Genomic DNA, 21567 nt, shown 5'->3' with positions numbered 1-21567 from the left:
TTCGACCATGATGACAGCAGAAGAGATCGAAAAGACCCTTCGGGCGGCTTTTCCTGATGCAGAGATTGTGGTTGAAGACCTCGCAGGTGATGGCGATCATTTTGCCTGTGAGGTTGTCAGCGAGACATTTCGTGGTGTGCCACGGGTAAAACAGCATAAGCTGGTTTATGAGGCTTTCGGGGATCGTGTCGGGACAGAGCTACATGCTCTGGCCGTGAAGACACGCATTCCTGGTTGATCGAGAGGACATGATCAAATGAGTGAGGCTGTTTTTCAGACCATCCAGTCCTTGGTGGACAAAAACCCTGTGATGCTCTTCATGAAGGGTGACAAGCAGTTCCCGCAATGTGGGTTCTCTGCTCGTGTCGTGCAGATTCTTACCCATGTAGGTGTGGATTTTGAGACAGAGAACGTGCTCGAGAGCCCGGAAATGCGTCAGGGTATCAAGGATTTCTCCCAGTGGCCGACAATCCCGCAGCTTTATGTGAAGGGTGAGTTCATTGGCGGGTGTGATATCGTCACTGATATGTATCAGAGTGGCGAGCTTGAGAGCCTGCTGTCCGAAAAAGGCCTGTTGAAGAACGAAGGCTAATTCGGAGGGAATTAGTCCTCATTAAATAAAAGTTGGCCTAGGGTTCGGGCGTTGCTTTCTTCGTCCTTCTATGGTTAGACTTAGCGACTATTTGTAAGGTGAGGGCTATTCCCGTTGTGACGAGGCGATGGGAAAAGGTGGAGGGTTGAGGACATGGTGAAATCCCTTAAGGGAGGGGTTCTTTTTGGGCTTCTGGGGTTTGCAGGGTTGGTATCCGCTCCCGCAGCCCATGCGGATCGTATTCTGACGGAACATGAAGCAAGTAAGCTGACCTTCAGTGCTCTTATTGCTCCGCCGTCAGCATTTCATCATGTAACGCTGGCTCATCGATCGGCTTCTCATGCACATTCTGGTGCAGCGATGCGCTTTGCTGCTTCGCATTACCACCGGGGTGTTGCCGTTCGGACTGTGGCTTTCCGTGGGCATGTGGTTAGCAAGCACCGGCGGAATACACACCATCGCCGCGGGTGAGCTCGCCTTCCTGTGAGAAGGAAATAGAAAACCCCATGGGTCTGTATCTGGCTCGTGGGGTTTTTTTGTGCCTGTATTTTCCTGAGCTCAATACAGGCGAAGGGCGTCTTCTATCTGTTCGATAGTTCCCGTTTGATTGACAACGAGAACATCAAGCCGCGTGTTGGGTCTTTGCCAGTCTGGCCGTGTGTCGATGATGAAGGAAAAAGCCCGTAGTAAACGCTGGCTTTGCCTAGGGGAGAGGGCGTATCGGGCTTCTGTTAAGGTTGTGCGCTGTTTAACCTCAATAGCCAACAGCCATTCATCATTAGCGACAAGAAGATCAATTTCTCCGCAGGGTGTTTTCAATCTGCGTGCTAGGGGACTATAGCCTTGTTTGGCTAGAAAATTTGCGGCTAACTCTTCAGCATCTTTGCCTGATTGATAGGCCAAGCTGCCCCGCTTCCTGCGGTGGAGAGGCGGGACAGCAGGATACTGCTTAGCGGGCACGCAGGAGGTGAGCTGCTTCGACAGCGAAGTAGGTGAGAATACCGTTGCACCCTGCACGCCGGAAGGCCATCAGGCTTTCCAGAATGGTCTTTTCACGGTCCAGCCAGCCATTTTCAATAGCCGCCATGATCATCGAATATTCACCGGATACCTGATAAGCGAATGTTGGAGCCGCAAAATTGTCACGCACCCGGCGGATGATGTCCAGATAGGGCATACCGGGTTTGACCATGATCATGTCAGCTCCTTCAGCGAGGTCCATGGCGACTTCACGGAGGGCCTCATCGCTGTTGGCTGGGTCCATTTGGTAACTCTTTTTATCCCCGCCGAGAAGGGCATCGGACCCTAGAGCATTGCGGAACGGCCCATAAAAGGCGGATGCGTATTTGGCAGCATAGGCCATGATGCGAGTTGTTTGATGGCCGTTCTCATCCAATGTTGAACGAATAGCTTTGATACGCCCATCCATCATGTCGGAAGGGGCGATAATATCAATGCCAGCTCGTGCTTGGTTGAGTGCCTGTTGGCGAAGAACCTCTACGGATTCATCATTGAGAATCTGGCCATCGCGGATCAGCCCATCATGGCCATGAGAGGTGTAGGGGTCCAGAGCCACATCCCCAACTAGAGCAAGCTCGGGGTAGGCTGCTTTCAAGGTCCGGGCTGCACGGCACATGAGGTTATCGGGATTTAGGGCCTCTGTGCCCACTTCGTCCCGTATCTCCATCGGGGTGACAGGGAAGAGGGCGACAGCGGGGATTCCGAGCTCCACAGCTGGACGAACATGCTCTGCCAATAAGTCTAGGCTAACACGTTCGACCCCCGGCATGGCTTTCACTTTCTGACGCTGTTTTTCGCCTTCGCAGACAAAAATCGGCCAGATGAGGTTATCGACATGTAGGTGTGTTTCGCTGACGAGGCGGCGTGTGGCCTCATCATGGCGATTACGGCGTAGGCGGGTATGGGGGAAAGAATGCATCATCATGCCCGGCATGATGCCTTCTGAACCTTCGTCTGACCAGACTAAAAAAAAGCCACCCTCATAAAGAGGATGGCTTTATCCGAGACAGGCTCTGCTTCTTAGTGCTGTTTATGCTTCAGGCGGCTATGGTGCAGGCCATAGCAGGCATAGACCCCTAGACCAATGAGCAGCCACAGGGCTAGCCTGACCCATGTCATAAGGTCCATGGCGAGCATGACAGTGCCGCAGGAAAGAATACCAAGGATTGGCACGAGGAACGGACCGCCGGGAGTCCGGAAGCGGCGTACAGCATTGGGTTGACGTAAACGTAGGAACATCACACCGAAGCAGACGATGATGAAGGCTAGCAATGTTCCGATGGATGTCATCTTGCCGAGAATATCGATAGGTAGGCACGCAGCCAGAAGGCTGGCAATCACGGCGGTGAGAATGTGTGAACTCCAAGGGGTCTTGCTGCGCTCATTCAGTTTCTCAAAGAGTGATGGCAGCAGGCCGTCCTTGGCCATGGAAAGGCAGATACGGCTCTGGCCCATGAGCAGCCCGTAGATGACGGAAATATAGCCCAGAGCAATACCGAATGTGATTAGGGCAGAGAACCACGGGATATGAAGGCTGTGCAGGACAGTTGCTACAGGGTTCGGGTCATGCAGCATCGTCCGATAATTGACTACACCAACAATCACGAATGAGAAGATTGCGTAAATGAGGGCGGCAAGGACCAGACTTCCCAGAATACTCAGCGGGATATTCCGTTGAGGATTATGGCTGTCCTGTGCTGCGGTGGAGACGATATCAAAACCGATATAGGCAAAGAAGATAAGACCAGCGGCCCGCATGACACCACTTGGCCCAAAGGCTCCGAATTGTCCCGTATTGGTGGGGATGAAGGGATGAAGGTTGGCAGACTTAATGTGAGGTAGGCAGATGACTGTCACACTGCCAATGATCAGCAGCTTAAGCGCAACGATTGCCATGTTGATCTTGCTAGACCCTCTGGTGCCATACATTAGCAGCCCAGTCACAGCGAAGATGATGAAGACGGCAGGGGCGTTGAACCAGGCGCGGACAAATTGTCCGTCAGGCATCATGATAGAGGCCCCGGTGGGGGCTAGTAGGCGGGGATCAACCGGGATACCGATCTGGTGCAGCAGGGTTCCAAAATAACCGGACCAGCTGGAGGCTACCGTGGAAGCATTAACAGTATATTCCAGAATAAGATCCCAGCCGATGATCCACGCAATGCCTTCCCCCATGGAGGTATAAGCATAGGTATAGGCAGAGCCTGCTTCGGGAATCATGCCTGCCAGCTCAGCATAGCAGAGACCGGCAAAGGCGCAGGCAATGGCAGCGATTATGAAGGAGAGCGTCACGGCCGGACCAGCATACTGACCAGCAGCAACGCCTGTCATGGAGAATAAGCCCGCCCCAACGGTGACACCAACCCCAAGGGCAACTAGTTGCCAAGGGCCCAGTACACGGTGCAACCCCATATTAGGGGCTGCTGTCTGTATCGGTTTGGTACGCCAGAAAGGCCGTCTCATGCACTTTGCTCCACGATGTTTCAGTGTCGTCTGGAAAAGGGGGCCGCCGTTCAGTCGTCCGCCCTGAGATGACTGTGCCGTATGCTATAAGTGAAATAAATGATGGCACCAATGGCTAACCAGAGAATTAGGCGCCCCCATGTGATTAGGCTCATGGAGAGCATGACGCTGCCGCAAGAAATAATGCCTAAGGACGGAATAAGCAGAGGGCCGCCCGGCAGACGGAAGGTACGGGGAGCATCAGGTGCCGTGAAGCGCAGGGCAATGACGCCTGCACAGACGATTACGAATGCCGTTAGTGTGCCAATGGAGGCCATATTGGCCAGAATATCAATGGGCAGGCAGCAGGCTAGTAGGCCGCTTGCGAGGAAGCTGAGCATATGGCTAGGGACCGGCGTATGGCTCTTGGGGTGCATCCGGCGGAAAAAAGCAGGCAACAGGCCATCTTGAGACATGCTCATCAGAATACGGCTCTGGCCCATCAGTAGGCCGTAAACGACCGAGACATACCCCAGACAGATACCCCCTTTGATGAGCAAGCTGAGCCACGGCAGATTGACGACATCCATGACGGTGGCGACCGGGCTCGGATCATGCGCAAAATGGTGATAATCCACCACGCCAACCAATACGGCAGACACGACAACATAGACGATCGCACAGATGATCTGACTGCCCAGAATGGCAATAGGCATCGACCGCTGAGGATTTTTTGTATCGTGCGCAGCTGTAGAGACGATATCGAAGCCGATATAGGCCAGAAAGGCCATCCCCGCCGCCCGCATGACGCCACTAAAACCGAACTCCCCGTAATGACCTTCATTGGGGGGGATGAAAGGGTGGAAATGGGCCATCTGGATATGTGGAAGACAGGCCACGACCAGACCGACCAGCACACAGACCTTGATACCCACAATGAGGCCGTTCATCCGGGAAGATTCTTTTGTGCCCCGTGTCAGCATGGTGGTGACAAGCCAAAGAATAAACAGGCAGGGTGCATTAAACCATGCATGGGCCATATGCCCATCAGGTAGCTCCACCAGTGTCATGGGTGGGTGTAACAGCCTCGGGTCTATGACGATGCCCCAATCCTTGAGGAAAGAGGTCATATAACCGGACCAACTGGAGGCCACGGCAGCTGTGCTGACAGTATACTCAAGGATCAGATCCCAGCCGATGACCCATGCTACAAACTCACCTAAAGCAGCATAGGCGTAGGAATAGGCCGACCCTCCAGAAGGGATCATCCCAGCCAGTTCAGCATAGCAGAGACCAGCAAAGCTGGCGGCTATGGCAGCAATGAGGAAAGCAAGAGGAATGGCCGGACCGGCATAGAGGCCGGAGGCCACACCTGTAAGGGAGAAGAGACCGGCCCCAATGGTCACGCCTACACCGATAGCAATAAGCTGCCATGTGCCGAAAATGCGTTTCAGCCCCGTTTGGGTAGAGGCTGAGGAGGTGATGGCTTTCTTGCGCCAGAGGGATGACATCATGGTGAAGAAGATTCCATGTCAGGTCGGTTCTGATCTGTTCTGGTTGTTATTTCAGACAGAGGCGGTGCCCAAAGAGGGCACCACATCTATAGTGAGCCCTCTTCTATGGAATAATATTATAAATTTCTACCCTAATTGATAGAGTTATTGCGTAAGCGGCTTTTTCTGATGCCATAAGCGAAATAGACACAGAACCCTAGAACCAACCAGACCAGCAGACGGACCCATGTTAGACCGCTCATGGACCCCATAACGATGCCGCAGGAGATGATGCCTAGCAGGGGAATCACAAACGGCCCACCCGGTACACGGAAACTGCGTGGTGCATCCGGAGCCCGGAGGCGCAGAGCCGTAACGCCAGCGGAGACGATGACGAAGGCCAGCAGTGTTCCAATGGAGGTCATTTCTCCCAAAGTGGCGATGGGGACGCAACCGGCCAGCAAAGCAGCCGCTACGGCGGTGACGATGTGCGCCGTCCACGGGGTGCGGGTACCCTCGTGAAGGCGGGCAATGAAGGTGGGAAGCAACCCATCTTCGGCCATGTTCATGGCAATGCGGCTTTGCCCGATGAGCAGGCCAAACAAGACGGAGATAAAGCCAAATGTAATGCCGATTTTCACCAAGACCGCCATCCAGGGCATATTGATCTTGTCCATGGCTGTGGCGACGGGGCTGGGGTCATGGGCGAGGGTGTGATAGTCCACCACACCAACAAGGATGGTGGAAAAGACGACATAGATGACGGCACAGGTCAGTAGGCTGCCCAGAATGCCGATCGGCATGTTGCGTTGGGGATTTTTTGTATCCTGCGCTGCTGTGGAGACAATATCAATACCGACATAGGCAAAGAAGGCCATTCCAGCAGCACGCATGATCCCGCTGATGCCAAACTGCCCGAATTCTCCCGTATTGGCAGGGATGAAGGGATGGAAGTGGCTGGTATCAACAAAAGGCGTGCAGACGATGATCAGGCCGACAATGACGAGAATCTTGATCAGCACAACCAGTGAGTTAAGACGGACGGAAAAGTTGGTCCCCCGCATCAGCATCAGGGTGATGATGAAGAGGAGCAGCATCCCCGGAGCATTGCACCATGCCTGCGCTGTATGGCCATCCGGCATAGTGACGGTGGTCCCTGGTGGGTTGAGTAATCGTGGATCAATAATGATGTTCCATCCCTTGAGTAGGGAGGCAATATAACCCGAAGCGCTGGAGGCTACGGCAGCGGCCCCGACTGTATATTCAAGGATCAGGTCCCAGCCGATGATCCACGCGACAATCTCGCCCAGTCCAGCATAAGCGTAGGCATAGGCCGAGCCACCGGCAGGCAGCATTCCGGCTAGCTCGGCATAGCAAAGCCCGGCAAAACTGGCTGCAATGGCAGCGATGAGGAAGGAGATAACCACTGCTGGCCCTGCATTTTGGCCAGCGGCAACACCGGTAAGGGAGAAAAGACCTGTCCCAACGGTAACACCAACGCCCATGGCGATGAGACGCCACGGGCCGAACACACGTTTCAGCCCGTTATTTTGGCTCTCTGGAGGGGGAACTTGTTTGGTTTGCCAGAAGGGCAAGGTCATTGAAGGACACTCTCGCATTTTTTAAACGTAATTAACGTGCAACGATAGACGCGCTTGGCTCTCGCGCCTATAGAAAGAAAAGAGTTTTTTTGCGGGGAGTATGGATGATAATGTCCAAAAGCACCAATCAGGCCGGTCTGCACTCTTTTTTCCATGCCGCTCTCAAAGAGCGTGATCATGAGGTCAGTGCAATCCTGAATGCCGAGCTCGAACGTCAGCAGGATGGCATCGAGCTGATCGCTTCTGAGAACATGGCGTCCTTCGCCGTAATGGAGGCTCAGGGTTCTGTCCTGACTAACAAATACGCCGAGGGTCTGCCGGGCCGCCGCTATTATGGTGGTTGCGTTGATGTGGACAAGGTCGAGAACCTTGCCATCGACCGTTTGAAGAAGCTTTTCGGCGCTGAGTACGTCAATGTCCAGCCGCATTCAGGTGCCAACGCCAACCAGGCGGCCTTCATGGCACTGGCAAAGCCGGGTGACACCATCCTCGGTATGAGCCTTGCCGCTGGTGGTCATCTGACCCACGGTGCAGCCCCGAACTATTCCGGTAAGTGGTTCAATGCCGTGCAGTACGGCGTGCGTGGTGAAGACGGTCTGCTCGACTATGAGGAGATGGAGCGTCTGGCTCGTGAGCATAAGCCCCGCATCATTGTGGCTGGTAGTTCTGCCTATCCCCGCGTGATTGATTTCCCCCGTTTCCGCAAGATTGCTGATGAGGTCGGTGCCTCTCTGATGGTGGATATGGCCCATTTTGCTGGGCTGGTGGCTGCTGGTATTTATCCGAGTCCGGTTCCTTATGCAGATATCACGACCTCCACGACACATAAGACGCTGCGTGGTCCTCGTGGTGGTATCATCATGACCAACGATGCGGATATTGCCAAGAAGATCAACTCTGCGGTGTTCCCTGGTCTTCAGGGTGGGCCATTGATGCACGTCATCGCCGGTAAGGCTGTAGCCTTTGGTGAGGCCCTGCAGGGTGAGTTCAAGGAGTATCAGCAGCGTGTGCAGGCTAATGCTCGTGCGCTGGCTGATGAACTTCTGAAATGCGGGTTCGACATCGTGACGGGTGGTACGGATACTCACCTCGTGCTGGTGGACCTGCGCCCCAAGAAGGTGACCGGCAAGAAGGCTGAAGCCCTGATGGAGCGTGCTGGCATTACCGCCAATAAGAATGCCGTGCCGTTCGATCCTGAAAAGCCGTTCGTGACTTCTGGCGTGCGTCTGGGTAGCCCGGCTGCTACGGCCCGTGGCTTCGGTGAGGCAGAGTTCCGTCAGGTGGCCCGCATGATTGATGCCGTGCTGAGTGCTGATGAGAATGATGACGCTACCTTTGAGCGTATCCGTAAGGATGTGAAGGAGCTGTGCGCTCGCTTCCCGATCTATGATCGTGCCTCTGCCTGATTAAGGCTGAAGCCGAGGTGGCATGACGTAACAGTCATGCCACCTCGGAAGAGCTATCCCTACAGTGTTTCCGCTGTAATGATGCGGATGCGGTACTGGATGTGCTTTTCAATATCGCGTAGGCGGGTCCGTTCATCTAGCGTAGCGAAGGTAACGGCCCGGCCCTGTTTCCCTGCACGGGCTGTCCGGCCGATGCGGTGGATGTAGAGTTCTGGCGTCTGTGGTAGGTCCATATTCACGACCAACTGGATATCATCAATATCCAAGCCACGGGCGGCAATGTCCGTTGTTACGAGAATGGAATTAGCCTGCGTCTGATAACGCTCAAGCGTTTTCTTCCGGTCGCCCTGTGTCTGGCCACCGTGAAGAGCAATGGCTTTATAACCGGCTTTTCTTAGCAGCTTTGCAACAGAATCGGCTTTTTGCTTCGTTTTCGTAAAAATGATGACCCGGCCCGTTTTGGAGCCAGTCTGTATCTTTGACCGTTCTAGCACTGTTAGAAGGAGCGGTTCTTTCTGTGCTTCTGTGATGAATAGGGCTTGCTGGCGGATGCGCCGTGGCGTGACCTCTTCCTCACCGGGTTCGACACGGACGGGGTCTTTCGTAACCCGTTTTGCTAACGCCATGACAGGTTCCGGCAAGGTGGCCGAACAGAAGATAGTCTGGGGACGGTCAGCAATATAGGGCACAAGAGCTGTCATGCTGGCCGAAAATTCTTCATCAAGAAGACGGTCTGCTTCATCCAGTACTAGATAGACGATATGTTCTAGCGACAGCTCGCCTTTTTCTACAAAATCCAGAAGCCGCCCATGCGTGGCAACGATGATGTCGGCTCCCTGTGCCAGAGAAAGAGCTTGCTGCTCACGAGGCACGCCACCGCAGATCACTCGTGTGCGGAGGGGAAGCTGGCGGCCAAGTTGGCGGCAGACGCTAGCTGTCTGCATGGCGAGGTCTCGGGTAGGTTCTAGTATTAGAACTCGCGGAATGGAATCGGCTGTTTCTTCCTGCTTGATGCTGGCCAGCTTCTGGAGGGCAGGGAGGACAAAGGCGGCAGTTTTTCCTGTGCCGGTCTGGCCGGGTAGAAGAACGTCACGGCCTGCCAGAAGGGGAGGGATACCTTGCTGCTGGATAGGCGTTGGCTTTGTCATGCCTGCTTTATGAGCCGCCTGAATAAGTAGGCCGGAAAGGCCAAGGTCCGTGAAATCTGTTTGTGTCATGAAGATCAGTCTTGCCAGAAGAAGGATGTTGGTGTGATGGACGGGACCATACCCGGAGGAGATTAGGAATGCACGCAGCCATCATAGCCGAAGATTTCGCCGGGATGAGGTCGCAGGGGCGAGGTTTGGCAGAGCGAGCGGGGTTTTCGTGGACGTTTCACCCTGTTGTTATCAACAAGGAAAAACTGGTCTCACGTTTGCCCGTCCGCTTTTGGCCGCATGCTCTGGGTCTATTTGCCCCATTCAGCCTTACCCCTTCAACCCGTCTCATCATTAGTGTGGGGGGGAAAGGTGCTGTCGCTGGGGCGGCTTTGGGTAAACATTATGGATTGCCTGTAGTGCAGATACAGCATCCACGGGCACAACTTTCTCCTTTTGCCCTCGTTGTGGCTAGTCAGCATGACCGCCTTGTGGGGCCGAATGTGTTGTCGGTCCGTACGGCCATGCATGACGTCACACCGGCTCGTTTGGACCAAGCTGTCGGGCAATGGAAGGAGCGCATCCGTGCAGGGGCGCAGCAGGTTCTGGGTGTGCTTCTCGGCGGTTCGAATGGCCGTTATAGGTTGGAAGAAGCCGAAGCGGTTGCTTTATCGGATGAACTGGCTGCTTTCATGAGACTGACGAATGCCCGGTGTGTGTTGACACCTTCCCGACGTACGTCCCGTCGGGCTCTAGCTGTTCTTCAAGAGCGTCTGGCTCCTCTGGGTGCTGTCGTGATGGAAGGGGACGGAGGAGAAAACCCCTATATGGGGGTATTGGCTTGTTCTGATGCGTTGGCAGTCACGCAGGATAGTGTTTCCATGATGTCAGAGGCGGTGGCGACGGAAAGACCTGTATGTATTTTCCCTCTAAAGGGGCGGTCATCCCGGATAGAACGCTTCTTAACCATACTTGAAAAAGCGGGACGTGTTCAGTCTTCTTTAAGGAACATATCATTTATGCCCTGCGAAAGACTTGACGATACTACATTGGCGGCTGATGAAATACATCATCGTATCCAATTCAGTCAGGAAGGATAACCTTATGCTGAATATAAAAACATTTGGCCCGCAGGGGGGGAATGTCCTTTACAAGGCCCTGTCCCATCCTCTGGTTGTTGATGCGATGAAGGCACTTGAGCAGAGGCTTACGGGTAAGACGCTTGCTGTTTATGACCCGGATGATTATCTGCCAACGGTCCAAGGATTATATCCAGCCATCCAGCCGTCAGTTATTCTGACTCATGATAGCGAGCAGGTCGGGCAGCCCGATGGATTGGGTGGTCAGAAAAGAGCCATCGTGCATCTAGCCGAGATCAAGGCGGATGCCGTACTGGCTCTTTCATTTGATGATGCCAGAATGAGAACCCGTCTTGAGGGTGTTCTGGGGGAGAAGCTTCTTCACACGCTGGGCGAAGCAAAGCTGCCAGATGATTTTTTGCCATATCGGCGGCCTTATCTGGATAAATGCAATTTTGCGATTAATTTTGCGTTCTTCCGGGAGACGGAGCATTTCAGCACAAGATTGGTTACGGCGAATTATTGGTCGAGTTATGGCGCAACAGAGATTCGCTATTGGCTTCGATTGTTTGATGGCTCTGGTCACATCATGGCGGAATGGTATCAGGAGGTGGAAGACCCCAATGGGGGTGTGATCATTGATAGCCGTAAGGTGAAGGAAGATTTCGGTCTGCCGCACTTTACGGGACAGCTTTTCATCCATGTGATCGGGGCGAAGGGGCATGATGTCGTAAAATATGCTCTGGACAGTTTTGGCCGGAATGGAGACCCCAGCCTCTCTGTTACGCATGATGCTAATGCGTGGCCTTCCATGCGGTTTGCGACATTGCCTGCACCAGATAAGGGGGAGACGGTGCTTCTCTGGGTGCAGAATAGCCACGGTACGGCCATTCCTGATGGGGCAATCACGCTGAACCCAATGGGGGAAGACCATCATCGGGCGGTGGAACGGGTTGTCGGACCGTATGAGACCGTTGCGATTGATGTTGGAGCGTTATTTCCGACCCTACAGTGGCCGGCGCAGCTGGAGCTTCGTTCAGGGCAGCATCTGGTGCGGCCACGTTATGAGGTTGTGCAGAGGGGGCGGACCCGCATTGCACATATGAATGTAGAACGTGCCAATCTACTGCCTGACCCGGCTATTCGTAGCATGTCGCCGTTGCTAGGGCGTGGTTTTGTACTGCCTTTCCCGGTACCTGATCCGGCATCCTACACTAGTTTTGTACAACCTAATCCTATGTCTGAGGCACTTACGAGTATGCCGATGAGGCTTGATCTGTTTGATGAATCAGGACGGGGGTGCGGTAGTCATTTTCTAGGGAATCTGCCGCGTAATCATCGGGAGGCCATTGCATTACATGAATTGCTGGATCAACCGGGGCATGCGGAACTAGTGTATGATTTTCGAGATGGTGGAGATGGAGATGGTTGGCCCCATGCCTTGATGCGGTACCGGCATATCCAGACAGATCATGCCGCAGAGACAAGTTTTGGCGGGCATATTTTCAACACCATGATGACATGGCGAAATGAGCCGCAATCTTACGCTGGGCCACCACCCGGTTTGACGACCAGGCTGTTTCTGAAGCTGGGTCAGCGGCTTGATGGTGAGATGCTGCGGAGTTTCTGTTATTTGATTTATCCCACGTCTTTACGTGAGGGGCGTCAACCGTCACAGACATGTTTGTACCTTTATGGTGTCGATGGTCATGAGTTGGCACAGAAGACCATTATCATTCAGCCTTCCGGCTCTTATCTGGTGAAGCCTGATGATCTGTTTGATTCGGAATTGTTACATCAGGCCGGAGAGGGTGGTTACGTTCTGATACGGGATTTGACCTGTCGTCTCTTTGGTTATCATGGGCTGGAGAATGGAGCAGGGGGCTTTTCTCTGGACCATATGTTTGGTTTTTGAAGGATAATGTTAAAATAATCTGTATGTTATCCTGTATCTCCTCTTGCCAGAGGTAAAGGGTAGGGGTATAAGACGGCCATCCAAAGAGATGGATGCGTAGCTCAGCGGTAGAGCACTGCCTTCACACGGCAGGGGTCACAGGTTCAATCCCTGTCGCATCCACCATGGATTTCCCTAGAAAACTGCCGTTTTTGACTGTCTTTAGCGGCTGCCTCGCCATCCGCCATCGTTCATGAATGATCGTAGAAACGTGCGAGTCGTCATAGAAATTGACACAAAACTGACACAGCGTTTTCAGGGCTTCTTCCCCCAGCAGGCCGCATTTTCCCGCAGGGCATAGTCCAGATCAGCCGCCTGAATACGGACGTTCTTCAGTTCTGGGTGAGCCACCATCTCTGCATAGGCACCCTGTTGCTGCTCTACTGTAGGCGTCCGCAGGTTGAGGCATTGCTGGCGGATGCGGACCTCACTGCACCCACCTAGTAGGGCGATGCCACAGGCCAGAACCAGAGCGCAGGGGACGTATAACCAGAGCGGGCTTTCCTTCTGTATCACTGGCCCTCCTTTCCATCTCGCAGCTTCGCCAGCACTTCATCATCTGTCTGGGGAGCTGTAGAGGCTGCCCGATTCATGCGGGCCATGGTGGCGTTCTGGGCATTGGCCTCAGTTACGTTCTGCTGTTCAGATAGAACACGGGCGGCGTTTCGTCCGGCCCGGTACAGCACCCAGCCGAATAGGGTGAGGGCGGCGATTGTCGCCACCCCCAAACCAGCATAAACATACATCATGCTGCGGAACTGACCTGTGCCGCATTCGGCGCAGGCTTCTTCTCTTTCATGGCGGCCAGCACATCATGGATGCCCCCTTCCACTTCGGATAGCCCACTCTCAACACGGCTAATGCCAGCAAAGAGGGCCGAGGTATCAAAGCGATCAGCCAGAAGAGAGGCCGCTTCATCGGAGATGCCGCCGAGGATAGTGGACGCCAGATGCAGGCGTGTTTTGGTTTTCACGCTCTCGCTGTCGCCCATTGCGCTCTCGATGAGGGAGAACAGACCGTCAATGACGGAAGAGGCAGTATTGGTGTCAGACATGGTGATTTCCTTTTCTAGGAGGGATGAAAGAGCCGGGTTCAGTCAACCCGGCCTGCGGGGTTCCTTCCCGGCTATGGCGTTCTTTTCCAGAACTTCGACAACCGGAGGGATGGCAGCGGAGGCGATGGCCCGTGCCGTGCTGTTGTCTGGCAGCAGCAGCGGGATGGCAGCCCCGATGAGGGTTGTGGCCAGGCCGCTGCTCAGTGCTCCTGTTCTTGCTCCGGCCAGACCGGCAATGATGAGGGACAGGCCCTGAAGGGTTGTCGGCTGGCGCAGCCAGTGCAGGGGCTTCATGCTGCGGCCTCCTGCACACCGGCCACCTGTGCGACTAGGTCCCCATAAGGGTTCTGGCCATTCTCATATTCAATGATGGCCGTCATCATTTCCCCTATTAGGGTTGGGGTAACAGGCCCTAGATTGGCAGAGGCCTCCACACCAATTTTACGAGCGACAAACTGTGCGTAGGCAGATGTGTTGTTTTCGTTGGGAGGGGCCCATTTCGCAATAATGGCATTTACGGTATTGAGCTTGTCCCGCACGATATAGCGTATGAGCTGGTCACGAAGGGCCTCAAGTCCCGCCTCGGCGGTGGGGAAGCGGGCAAATCTGGCATTGGGTCCGGGTTCCAGAACGGCCCCGGCCTGATGAGCGAAATTGAGATTGCCCGGATTGTTGTTACGGATGCCACGAGGTGTCATGTCAGCCTCCGAAAAAATGGGGATAGAGAGTGTGGATCAGCTGATACAGCCCCACCGCAACGCCACCACCGACAGCTGCGCCACCTGATATGGCAGCTGTCACAATTCTGGATCGTAATGAATTGCTTTCGCGCAGCTGATTGCTCAGTGCGGAAATACACCCCGTCATTTTTTCAGCGAGACTGTCGATTTTGTTGCTCAATTTTGCAAGGTCATCGTCGTGACGGGCCTGCATCGCTTCGCCAGCGGCTACCCTTTCACGGGTCTGGTTATGCTGTTCGGTAAGTTGCGCATGGCCACTCCTTAACAGCTCGAACTCCTCACGGGTGATCTCAGTCATTGTATCCTCTGGGTATAAAAAAACCGCCTCATGGGCGGCTGTTCATTGTCTCGTTTGGCAGGCGGTATCAGGTCTCAGACCCGCTGGGCTCTTCTGGCAGGGACGTGCTGGTGGTGTCTGTGCCGTTTGAGATCGTCATTAGCGCACGGAGATAGGTGACCCACGCCGCTGGTGTCGGTTCGCCGAGTATTCCGTAGTTGTTGTAGACGTCTAGCCGCGCCTGCTGGAGGGCATTGGTGGCCTGTTCTTTTAGGCTCGGAACAGGGGCAACATATGGCTCCAGCTTGCCCTGATTTAGCTGCGTGGGGTTCTGCGGGCTAGCCATCCGTTCTGCCCAGTCTTCATCACTAATTTCAAGGGGAACCTCCTCAAAACCGGGGGCTGCCTGGTAAGGAGTGCTCGTGCCATCCTGTAGAATAGGCTGGGCAACCCACCCAACGACCAGGCAGGGCTTTGTCAGGTCTGAACCTGCTTTAACGATAGCATAATACTTGTTGCTCATGCGCCGATTTTCCCGATTGCTAGAATTGAAATGTCACCAACCGATGTTTTCGGTGTGCCATCTGTAAAGAAGCGTGTCAGACCAAAACCATAGCGATTGATGTTGTTGCAGCCACATATAGGTGGAGACCAGGACCCCGTTGCAGACGGTGTTTTCGGTGTGATGAACACCTTGACATCATCGCTAGTGAACGCCTGTGGGAACGTGATTGTATTACCGTCCTGAACACCCGTGGCTGTGAATGTCTGCAACATCATGCGGCTTTGTGCAGGCATCTCGGGAATAATGTTCCCGAAATTTGTCAGGTACAGGCCATTCTGGTTTGTTCCCAAGAGTGAGGAATATTTCTGGTCCGGTAGGCTGCCCACAACCATCATTGGCGTGTCGGCGTAGCCATTCCAGTGAACACCAACGGCTTTCTGGTCCGTATCACCACTGCCGAGGTTACCCAGAACGTAATTCTGTATTTCGTCAGATGTCAGGATATTATCTGGCAGCACGGCATCTTTGCCCGGTGCGACCTTAATCTGCCCCATTTGCAATGTTCCGTTCTGATCCAGATACGGAAGAGTGACAGTGACGGGCTGCCCCGCTACAGGGTCTGTTTGTTGAAGAAAAGCCATAAGTTACCTCAGCAAGAGAGTTTGAATGAACGGATGATTGCCCCACCTGTTCCAGAAGCAGACAGGCTCATGCCGAACGCTGTTTCCGGTGGGAAAATCAGGCTGGAAAGGTAAGTTCGCTCATTGATGAGAACTTCCACTACGCTGCCGTCAAAGATGACTGTGACCTTGTATTCCAGCTGCGCAGGCAGAGGGGCAACACGGTCTTTCTGCCAGAGCGCATGTGCTGTTGGAGCGTTTGTCTGCAATGGTCCGGCCCCAGACTGGGAGCGTTGGAGCGTGATAGTCCCTGCACTGGGCTGGATGATCAGGCGGGTGTAGTTTGTGCCGTCTGAGCAAAACTCAAAAGTGACATCAGCCCATGCTGTCGGGCTGGGCCGCAATAGGGAAAAATCTGCCCGCCATGAAATGCCCGGATTAGCCACATCTGGAGACCAACTGCTTGTGCCAGATGTGGAGAGGTTGATCTGCCAGTATTGTGTAAACTCTGGATAGTGCCGTCGCTGAGTTTCGAGCAGACTGATGTGTAAAGCCAGCTTTCCATCAGTATCTTTCCTTAGTCCCAGTTTTGTGACGACACTTTGGTTCCCGGCAAATCCCTGTGTCGGGAGCATCTGGCTGTAATTCCAGTTGCCCATCCATGCCCAGCAATAGGTTGTCCCGCCATGCTGCCAGATAGCCTGGGCATAATAATCGCTGCCCCAGTTTAGGAGCTTGGGAGTGGAGAAATCGGGCGTGAACGTGGTTCCGTCCCAGTTTCCGACCAGATAACCCACGGTGGAATATGGCTGGCCATCCCATGTTTTCAGGGAGAAGAACAGCACCCATTTCCGGGAGCCGTCTGGTGCCGTCATGGGGACCAGATCGGGGGTTTCGATCTGCTGCCAGGCAGATAGATCGATGATGCTCAGGAATGACCATGTTTTCAGATCGGGGGATGAATAGAAGGCAATGCCATAACCCACGGTGATCTTCATTAGCCAGTGTCCGGCGGCATCATCCCAATCTACGCGCGGATCACGGAAATCCATGCCGGGAGCGTGGACGATGTTGCCTACCCCCGGGTTGCCCAGAACCACCCCATCGTAAAGAGGAGATAGTCCCAGTTTGGGGGCGATAAATCTGGCCACACTCTGCTGGCTATAGCCACCTCCGCCGGGGATAGAGACCAGATAATGAACAGACCCGGCCCCGTAGCCAGAGGTGTTTTTCTCATCCACGATGAATGAACCGCCCCAAAGAACAGGCTGATCAAGGCTGCCGAGATAGAAGGGGATACGGTTGGCCACCCAGTTCTCAAGATCGGGAGACACAACTTCAACCCAGGTCTGCTGGTCATCCTCTGGGTTATTGTTGGTCAATACGAAGGCCCGCCAGAGTTTGTTGTCTGCGTCCCAGATGGCCCGGCACGGGTCGTTAATCCATGGGCGATACTGGCCAGCGTTGATCATGGCGAATTCATTAGCCGACAGAGCAACGCCGTTTTTATTAGAGCCTTCCCTATAGGGGTTATTGTAAATCTCGTTGCGGAAGGGGGCGGCAGAGAAATGCGCTAGCGGAGCATATTTAGAGAAAGATCGCCCCTGTGCTGTCTGGACAATATCTGTCAGGACAGAAGATGATGTCAGTACAGCGCTCATTTGTATAATCCTGCCTTCTTAGCTTCGACAATCAGGCGTTGTGTGAACCGTGCCTGTTGCTGCTGGTTGGCGGCCCATGCCAGTTGAGAGGAGAGTTTCACGGCGATACTGGCCTGCTCACGGGAAAAGAATGTTTCATCAACATCATCATATGTTCCTGTGATGTAATGGTATGGCCTTTTAATTAGGTAACATAATGAAGATAAATATTTATCTTCATTTTCTAATGAAGTTACCCTGCTTAAAATGCTGTTAAGAATACTATTTTGTTCACTATTATCGTTGCTTCCATTTTTATCTGGGAATAATGATTTTTTCAGATCTTCAATGCTTGATGAGTCTGCTTTGTTTGAGAAGCAATTTAGCCACTCATCTGCCGTTGGAATATAATCATCACGCCATGGTGGGAATGATGCACTGCCACGATATGAACTAATATCCTTCATCGGTCATATTCTCCCGTCTTATCGCTAGCAGTAGGGTTGATAGTGACTGTGTGATATGGCCTACGCCAACCAACGGGGCTTCTGCCGATAGTCAAAATCCCTATGCGGCCATCAGGAACATCAGACGGAATGTAATTATAAGTTCCCTCTGCAATGTCTCTGGTCTCTAGCCCTGTAGGGATGACGCCATTTTTTCCCATGGGCGGCGCATAAGGAGCTGCAGCAGGTGCGGGGGGTTGGCTGCCACCCGCTATATAACCAGCATCCAGCGTATTGCTTGTCTGATGGATATGGTGCCCATAGCCGAGGCCAGAGAAGCGCACACCCAGCCAGTCAGGCATGGTCTCAGTGCTGACAACATCCACACGCTGGTCAGCCAGACAGGCCCGCTCTACCTCACGGCTGGCCTCCTGCTCCACGGCTGCAATCGTGTTGCCGTCAATGCCGAGTGTGGTAGCAACTGATGAGGCCAGACAGAGCCAGAAGGCACGGCGGAAGGCAGGCGGCCAGTAGTCGATATCCACGCTTTTGGTGATATAGGTCACACTGACGGTCTGGCTGTTCGTTAGGATGACAGGGCGTAAAACAGGCCCGCCAGCTTTGCCCATGCCCTCGCCAAAACTATTCCTTTGGTCGAACATCTTCATGCGCTGGTCCACGGGTTTGACGGTCTTCCCATCATCGACCCTCAGAACCCGCACGCTGTCTTCCGGAAGAAGGATTTCATACCGCCAGAGCGGACTATCACTGGAGACAGCCGTGCCCGTGCCCACACAGCGGGGCCACTGCCATGTGTAGGAAGGTCCGCCGAAGCTGGCCGGATGGGCCAGCAGGCTCAGTAGTACATCGTCATAATAGGCAGCGCAGACACTGGCCTCCACAGAGCCATCATCAAACGCTGTGATGTTGCTCTGTGTTCCAAGACGCATCATGGCCCTGTTGCAGAGGTCAATGGCTGTCGTCATGATGCCTTACCCTTTAGAAGACTTCTTGCCAGCCTTCTCATCTACGGCCGGTTCATCAGCTTTGGGAGCAAGCAGGTCTTCCTGCTGGGGAGCCGCACCATCGGGTCGTGTCAAGTCTTCCTGAAACTCCCGACTGTTCACATCCCTCTGGGCCAGCAAGCCAGCCTTTTCCTTGGCGGCACGAGCTTCATCATCCAGCGGATCAAGATTGAAGCCGGGGATTCCTGCATAATCAACGTCCTCACCAGCGGCCACAAAGTGACCGTTGATGAAGCTATTCTGTGTGATGCGGTATCTTGCCATGATCGCCTCACGCTACGTAGTTCTTAGGATAAGCAATCTGGGCAGGAACATCGAGATTGATGCCAGCCGTCACCGTGCAGTTGGACATGGCCTGTGCCGGGTTATAGGTAAGGCGCATGTAGCGGTAAGGCGTGTTTGCAAAAGCCGGTTTTGCCCGGACAGCAAACGGGCTGCCCGGCCCGATGAGGGAGAGGTCGATGCCCGGCAGCTCTTCCAGCGTGTTCCAGTTCTGGTTGTCAGTGGAGACCTGAATCTTCACGTCCAGCCTGCCACTGTTCGGAGATGGTGTATTGGGAAACTCTACCCAGACCTTGAAGCCCTCGGTCGGCCCGAAGTCACGGGGCTGGGAGAAGTCAATGACGTTGGTAGAAGGCGTATCCTGTCCAGCGGGGGCCTGTGTCAGGTCCTGAGCATTGGAGAAATTGAGCAGTCTGTCGGTAATCATGATGCAAATCCTGTGATGGTGTCTTCTGTGTTCATGATGGCGTCCACCACACGGATGGGGATGCCACGGAAGCGAAGCACCGGCTTGCCATCGAACTGGTCCTGCGTGAGCAGCACGTTCGTCTTGTTCATGGCCTGAATGGACAGGGCAGAGGCAATCGTGCGGTTTACATAGAAAGCAGGACGACCAAAGGAGAGCGGAGAACCGCCTGTAGCTCGTGTTGCAGCCTGCACGTTGGAGGCAGAGCTGGGCATGGTCGGCGGCTTGAAGCAGGCAGCAGCCATCAGGGCAATTAGGTTGGCTGCATCCGGGCCAGTCAGCTTGGAGACGTCAATATTGCCGATACGGACAAAATACCGCCAGTCACGGATGGTTAGGCCACAATCCCATTTGTAATGCATCTGGTAGGCCTGATACGGGTTTCCATTCTCATCAAGAATTGGCGCATCAGTCGTGACATCCTTCTGCTGAAGACCAGCAACGGACCCTTTGGGGAAGATACCAAAGCCGGATGTCGGCCCCCAGCAGCAGAGCCAGATGGAGGTGTTCGTGCTGCCACGACCTCCCGCATCCATCACGTTGGCAGCAGACGGTGCCTTGCTAGTATCCAGCGTGTTGAAGCGGGGAGAAAGACCTGTGAATGCGGCAACGTCCTTCTGTTCATTGCCATAAAACAGGGTGCGGGCCATCTGCTGGTTCATGCCCTCAAGGAAGGCGAGGTCTTCAGACAGACGGAAGGCGGCGACATCGCCTTCAAGGTTGGCGAGGTCCTTGTCGATGGTGGAATAGGTTTCCAGCATCCCGCAGGTATCTGTTACCTGTGCGGTGGTGGATTTGCCACGAGGCACACCATAATTGAGCATACGCCATGTGGCTGATGGCAGGCCTGTGCGGACGGTCGTCTTGTTGCCGGTCGCAAGGTTTCCTTCCTTGAAGATCAGGTCATCCAGAATCTCATTAGTCTGAGAGAGCAGGTTGACGGTATCGGCAATGCCGCCATTGGGGTCACGGCGGGCAGCCCAGTCAGCCAGTGTCAGAAATGTGCTGCTATTGAGCGACATGGTTCAGTTGTCCTTGTCAGTTGGAGCCATAACGGCGGCGGGCAATGGCCTCATAGCTGTTGTCTTTCAGCTCGCTGGCCGGTTTTCCCCGATCGGGTGTCTGGGCAGCCCCAAGGGCTTTCCCGATGGCATTGAAGGCATGGATGACGGCAGGGTGATTGCCCGCCCCGGTCTCGACCAGAGCCTTGCGGAGGGCGTCTTTCTCGCCCCCGAACTGGCTGAAGACGTGGGCCACGTTCTGCATGACCTCTGGTTTCAGACTCTCCCCATCGGAGAGCGTCTTGTCCTTTAGGGCCGTGTCCCGCCAGCCCTGTTGGATGGAGGCATGTTGCTCTGCTAGGCCTGTCAGGCGGTTCTGGAAGAACTCCAGCCCGTGTTTCGTGATGGCATCGAACTGCTCTTGAGACAGCCCATGCTCACGGGTCAGAGCCTCGTAGGAAGACAGGGCTTCCTTGTCGATCTCCATGCCATCCGGTGGGGTAAACTCGTATTTTTCGGGTGCCTTGGGCTTATCTTCTGCCTCTTTTTCCCCGTTGGCTTCGCCTTCTGCGGTCTTTTCAGCAGTGTGTTCGCCAGATGAGGGGGATGTTTCCCCCTCACTATTCCCGGTAGAGGAATCTTTGCCCATCAGGCTGGTGTTGTCTGCCGCTTCTGTCGTGGTTTGACTGGTCCCGGTATCAGTAGCCGGGGCATCAGATGTCGGGATTTCAGCCATCCCCAGAACCTCCATCATTTATGGTGGAGGAGAGGGTGTCAGGGGTTTGTAA

Annotated in this window: 27 protein-coding genes and 1 tRNA gene; 7 read left to right on the top strand and 21 right to left on the bottom strand. The window is 54.2% G+C overall.

The features are described from left to right. Positions 1-10: 10 nt before the first annotated feature. From CPA57_RS01975 to CPA57_RS01965, 3 genes are all read left to right on the top strand, one after another. A complete protein-coding gene (locus tag CPA57_RS01975; protein WP_182081769.1) occupies positions 11-238 on the top strand; it encodes a BolA/IbaG family iron-sulfur metabolism protein in 228 nt (75 codons plus the stop codon). 18 nt (positions 239-256) lie between these two features. Continuing rightward, positions 257-592, top strand: coding sequence for a Grx4 family monothiol glutaredoxin (gene grxD / locus CPA57_RS01970; RefSeq protein WP_182081044.1), 336 nt, complete (start codon positions 257-259; stop codon positions 590-592). 153 nt (positions 593-745) lie between these two features. Beyond that, a complete protein-coding gene (locus CPA57_RS01965) occupies positions 746-1063 on the top strand; it encodes a hypothetical protein (protein WP_182081042.1) in 318 nt (105 codons plus the stop codon). A gap of 87 nt (positions 1064-1150) precedes the next feature. Here the strand turns inward: CPA57_RS01965 and CPA57_RS01960 are convergent, their stop codons facing one another. The 5 genes from CPA57_RS01960 to CPA57_RS01940 all read right to left on the bottom strand — a co-directional run bounded on the left by CPA57_RS01960 (position 1151) and on the right by CPA57_RS01940 (position 7148). Then, entirely contained in the window at positions 1151-1495 is a 345-nt protein-coding gene (locus CPA57_RS01960; RefSeq protein ID WP_182081040.1) for a YraN family protein, read from the bottom strand. A 46-nt stretch (positions 1496-1541) separates the two neighbouring features. Continuing rightward, positions 1542-2537 (bottom strand): porphobilinogen synthase, encoded by a 996-nt coding sequence (hemB, locus tag CPA57_RS01955; RefSeq protein WP_182081038.1) that lies wholly within the window; start codon positions 2535-2537, stop codon positions 1542-1544. 95 nt (positions 2538-2632) lie between these two features. Further along, complete coding sequence (locus CPA57_RS01950) at positions 2633-4075, bottom strand: amino acid permease (protein ID WP_182081036.1); 1443 nt, start codon at positions 4073-4075, stop codon at positions 2633-2635. Between the two features lie 50 nt (positions 4076-4125). Then, positions 4126-5568, bottom strand: a complete 1443-nt coding sequence (locus tag CPA57_RS01945) for an APC family permease (protein ID WP_182081034.1) — start codon at positions 5566-5568, stop codon at positions 4126-4128. Between the two features lie 131 nt (positions 5569-5699). After that, positions 5700-7148, bottom strand: coding sequence for an APC family permease (locus CPA57_RS01940; RefSeq protein ID WP_182081031.1), 1449 nt, complete (start codon positions 7146-7148; stop codon positions 5700-5702). Positions 7149-7258: 110 nt separating this feature from the next. Between CPA57_RS01940 and glyA the strand changes: the two genes are divergently transcribed. Next, positions 7259-8554 (top strand): serine hydroxymethyltransferase, encoded by a 1296-nt coding sequence (glyA, locus tag CPA57_RS01935; RefSeq protein ID WP_182081029.1) that lies wholly within the window; start codon positions 7259-7261, stop codon positions 8552-8554. 59 nt (positions 8555-8613) lie between these two features. Here the strand turns inward: glyA and CPA57_RS01930 are convergent, their stop codons facing one another. After that, complete coding sequence (locus CPA57_RS01930) at positions 8614-9771, bottom strand: DEAD/DEAH box helicase (RefSeq protein WP_182081027.1); 1158 nt, start codon at positions 9769-9771, stop codon at positions 8614-8616. Between the two features lie 68 nt (positions 9772-9839). Here CPA57_RS01930 and CPA57_RS01925 point away from each other — a divergent pair, with 68 nt between their 5' ends. From CPA57_RS01925 to CPA57_RS01915, 3 genes are all read left to right on the top strand, one after another. Next, on the top strand, positions 9840-10790 hold the full coding sequence (locus CPA57_RS01925; RefSeq protein ID WP_182081025.1) for a mitochondrial fission ELM1 family protein: 951 nt from the start codon (positions 9840-9842) through the stop codon (positions 10788-10790). Between the two features lie 4 nt (positions 10791-10794). Then, positions 10795-12684 carry a hypothetical protein gene (locus tag CPA57_RS01920; RefSeq protein WP_182081023.1) on the top strand — a complete coding sequence of 630 codons (1890 nt, stop codon included), beginning with the start codon at positions 10795-10797 and terminating at the stop codon, positions 12682-12684. A gap of 90 nt (positions 12685-12774) precedes the next feature. Beyond that, positions 12775-12849: transfer RNA gene (locus tag CPA57_RS01915), tRNA-Val, on the top strand. A 129-nt stretch (positions 12850-12978) separates the two neighbouring features. On the opposite strand, the gene CPA57_RS01910 is transcribed toward CPA57_RS01915, so the two are convergent. From CPA57_RS01910 to CPA57_RS01840, 15 genes are all read right to left on the bottom strand, one after another. Continuing rightward, positions 12979-13239, bottom strand: a complete 261-nt coding sequence (locus CPA57_RS01910) for a hypothetical protein (RefSeq protein ID WP_182081021.1) — start codon at positions 13237-13239, stop codon at positions 12979-12981. After that, positions 13236-13472: a hypothetical protein gene (locus tag CPA57_RS01905; protein ID WP_182081019.1), complete on the bottom strand. Its 237-nt coding sequence runs from the start codon at positions 13470-13472 to the stop codon at positions 13236-13238. The genes CPA57_RS01910 and CPA57_RS01905 overlap by 4 nt, the downstream gene beginning before the upstream one ends. Beyond that, on the bottom strand, positions 13469-13777 hold the full coding sequence (locus CPA57_RS01900) for a hypothetical protein (RefSeq protein WP_182081017.1): 309 nt from the start codon (positions 13775-13777) through the stop codon (positions 13469-13471). Before CPA57_RS01900 ends, CPA57_RS01905 begins: the two co-directional genes overlap by 4 nt. A 42-nt stretch (positions 13778-13819) precedes the next feature. Continuing rightward, entirely contained in the window at positions 13820-14071 is a 252-nt protein-coding gene (locus tag CPA57_RS01895) for a hypothetical protein (protein ID WP_182081015.1), read from the bottom strand. Beyond that, positions 14068-14475: a structural protein P5 gene (locus CPA57_RS01890; RefSeq protein WP_182081013.1), complete on the bottom strand. Its 408-nt coding sequence runs from the start codon at positions 14473-14475 to the stop codon at positions 14068-14070. The genes CPA57_RS01895 and CPA57_RS01890 overlap by 4 nt, the downstream gene beginning before the upstream one ends. 1 nt (position 14476) lies before the next feature. Next, a complete protein-coding gene (locus tag CPA57_RS01885) occupies positions 14477-14815 on the bottom strand; it encodes a hypothetical protein (protein ID WP_182081011.1) in 339 nt (112 codons plus the stop codon). Positions 14816-14882: 67 nt separating this feature from the next. Then, positions 14883-15317: a hypothetical protein gene (locus tag CPA57_RS01880; protein ID WP_182081009.1), complete on the bottom strand. Its 435-nt coding sequence runs from the start codon at positions 15315-15317 to the stop codon at positions 14883-14885. Then, the gene (locus tag CPA57_RS01875; protein ID WP_182081007.1) at positions 15314-15940 is read right to left on the bottom strand and encodes a hypothetical protein; all 627 of its coding nucleotides are present in this window, start codon (positions 15938-15940) and stop codon (positions 15314-15316) included. The genes CPA57_RS01880 and CPA57_RS01875 overlap by 4 nt, the downstream gene beginning before the upstream one ends. Positions 15941-15948: 8 nt before the next feature. Next, complete coding sequence (locus tag CPA57_RS01870; protein WP_182081005.1) at positions 15949-17580, bottom strand: glycoside hydrolase family 32 protein; 1632 nt, start codon at positions 17578-17580, stop codon at positions 15949-15951. Continuing rightward, positions 17577-18026, bottom strand: coding sequence for a hypothetical protein (locus CPA57_RS01865; RefSeq protein ID WP_182081003.1), 450 nt, complete (start codon positions 18024-18026; stop codon positions 17577-17579). Before CPA57_RS01865 ends, CPA57_RS01870 begins: the two co-directional genes overlap by 4 nt. Continuing rightward, on the bottom strand, positions 18023-18991 hold the full coding sequence (locus CPA57_RS01860; RefSeq protein ID WP_182081001.1) for a hypothetical protein: 969 nt from the start codon (positions 18989-18991) through the stop codon (positions 18023-18025). The genes CPA57_RS01865 and CPA57_RS01860 overlap by 4 nt, the downstream gene beginning before the upstream one ends. Before the next feature lie 6 nt (positions 18992-18997). Next, positions 18998-19294, bottom strand: a complete 297-nt coding sequence (locus CPA57_RS01855) for a hypothetical protein (RefSeq protein WP_182080999.1) — start codon at positions 19292-19294, stop codon at positions 18998-19000. Between the two features lie 7 nt (positions 19295-19301). Beyond that, positions 19302-19739 (bottom strand): hypothetical protein, encoded by a 438-nt coding sequence (locus CPA57_RS01850; protein ID WP_182080997.1) that lies wholly within the window; start codon positions 19737-19739, stop codon positions 19302-19304. After that, positions 19736-20800, bottom strand: coding sequence for a major capsid protein (locus tag CPA57_RS01845; RefSeq protein ID WP_182080994.1), 1065 nt, complete (start codon positions 20798-20800; stop codon positions 19736-19738). The genes CPA57_RS01850 and CPA57_RS01845 overlap by 4 nt, the downstream gene beginning before the upstream one ends. Positions 20801-20816: 16 nt before the next feature. Then, positions 20817-21515, bottom strand: a complete 699-nt coding sequence (locus CPA57_RS01840; RefSeq protein WP_182080992.1) for a hypothetical protein — start codon at positions 21513-21515, stop codon at positions 20817-20819. Between the last annotated feature and the right edge of the window lie 52 nt (positions 21516-21567).

The organism is Bombella favorum, assembly GCF_014048475.1.
Classification (GTDB): Bacteria; Pseudomonadota; Alphaproteobacteria; order Acetobacterales; family Acetobacteraceae; genus Bombella; species Bombella favorum.
Note: the sequence above shows the minus strand (reverse complement) of the source record. Positions and strands in the feature narration are given on the sequence as shown.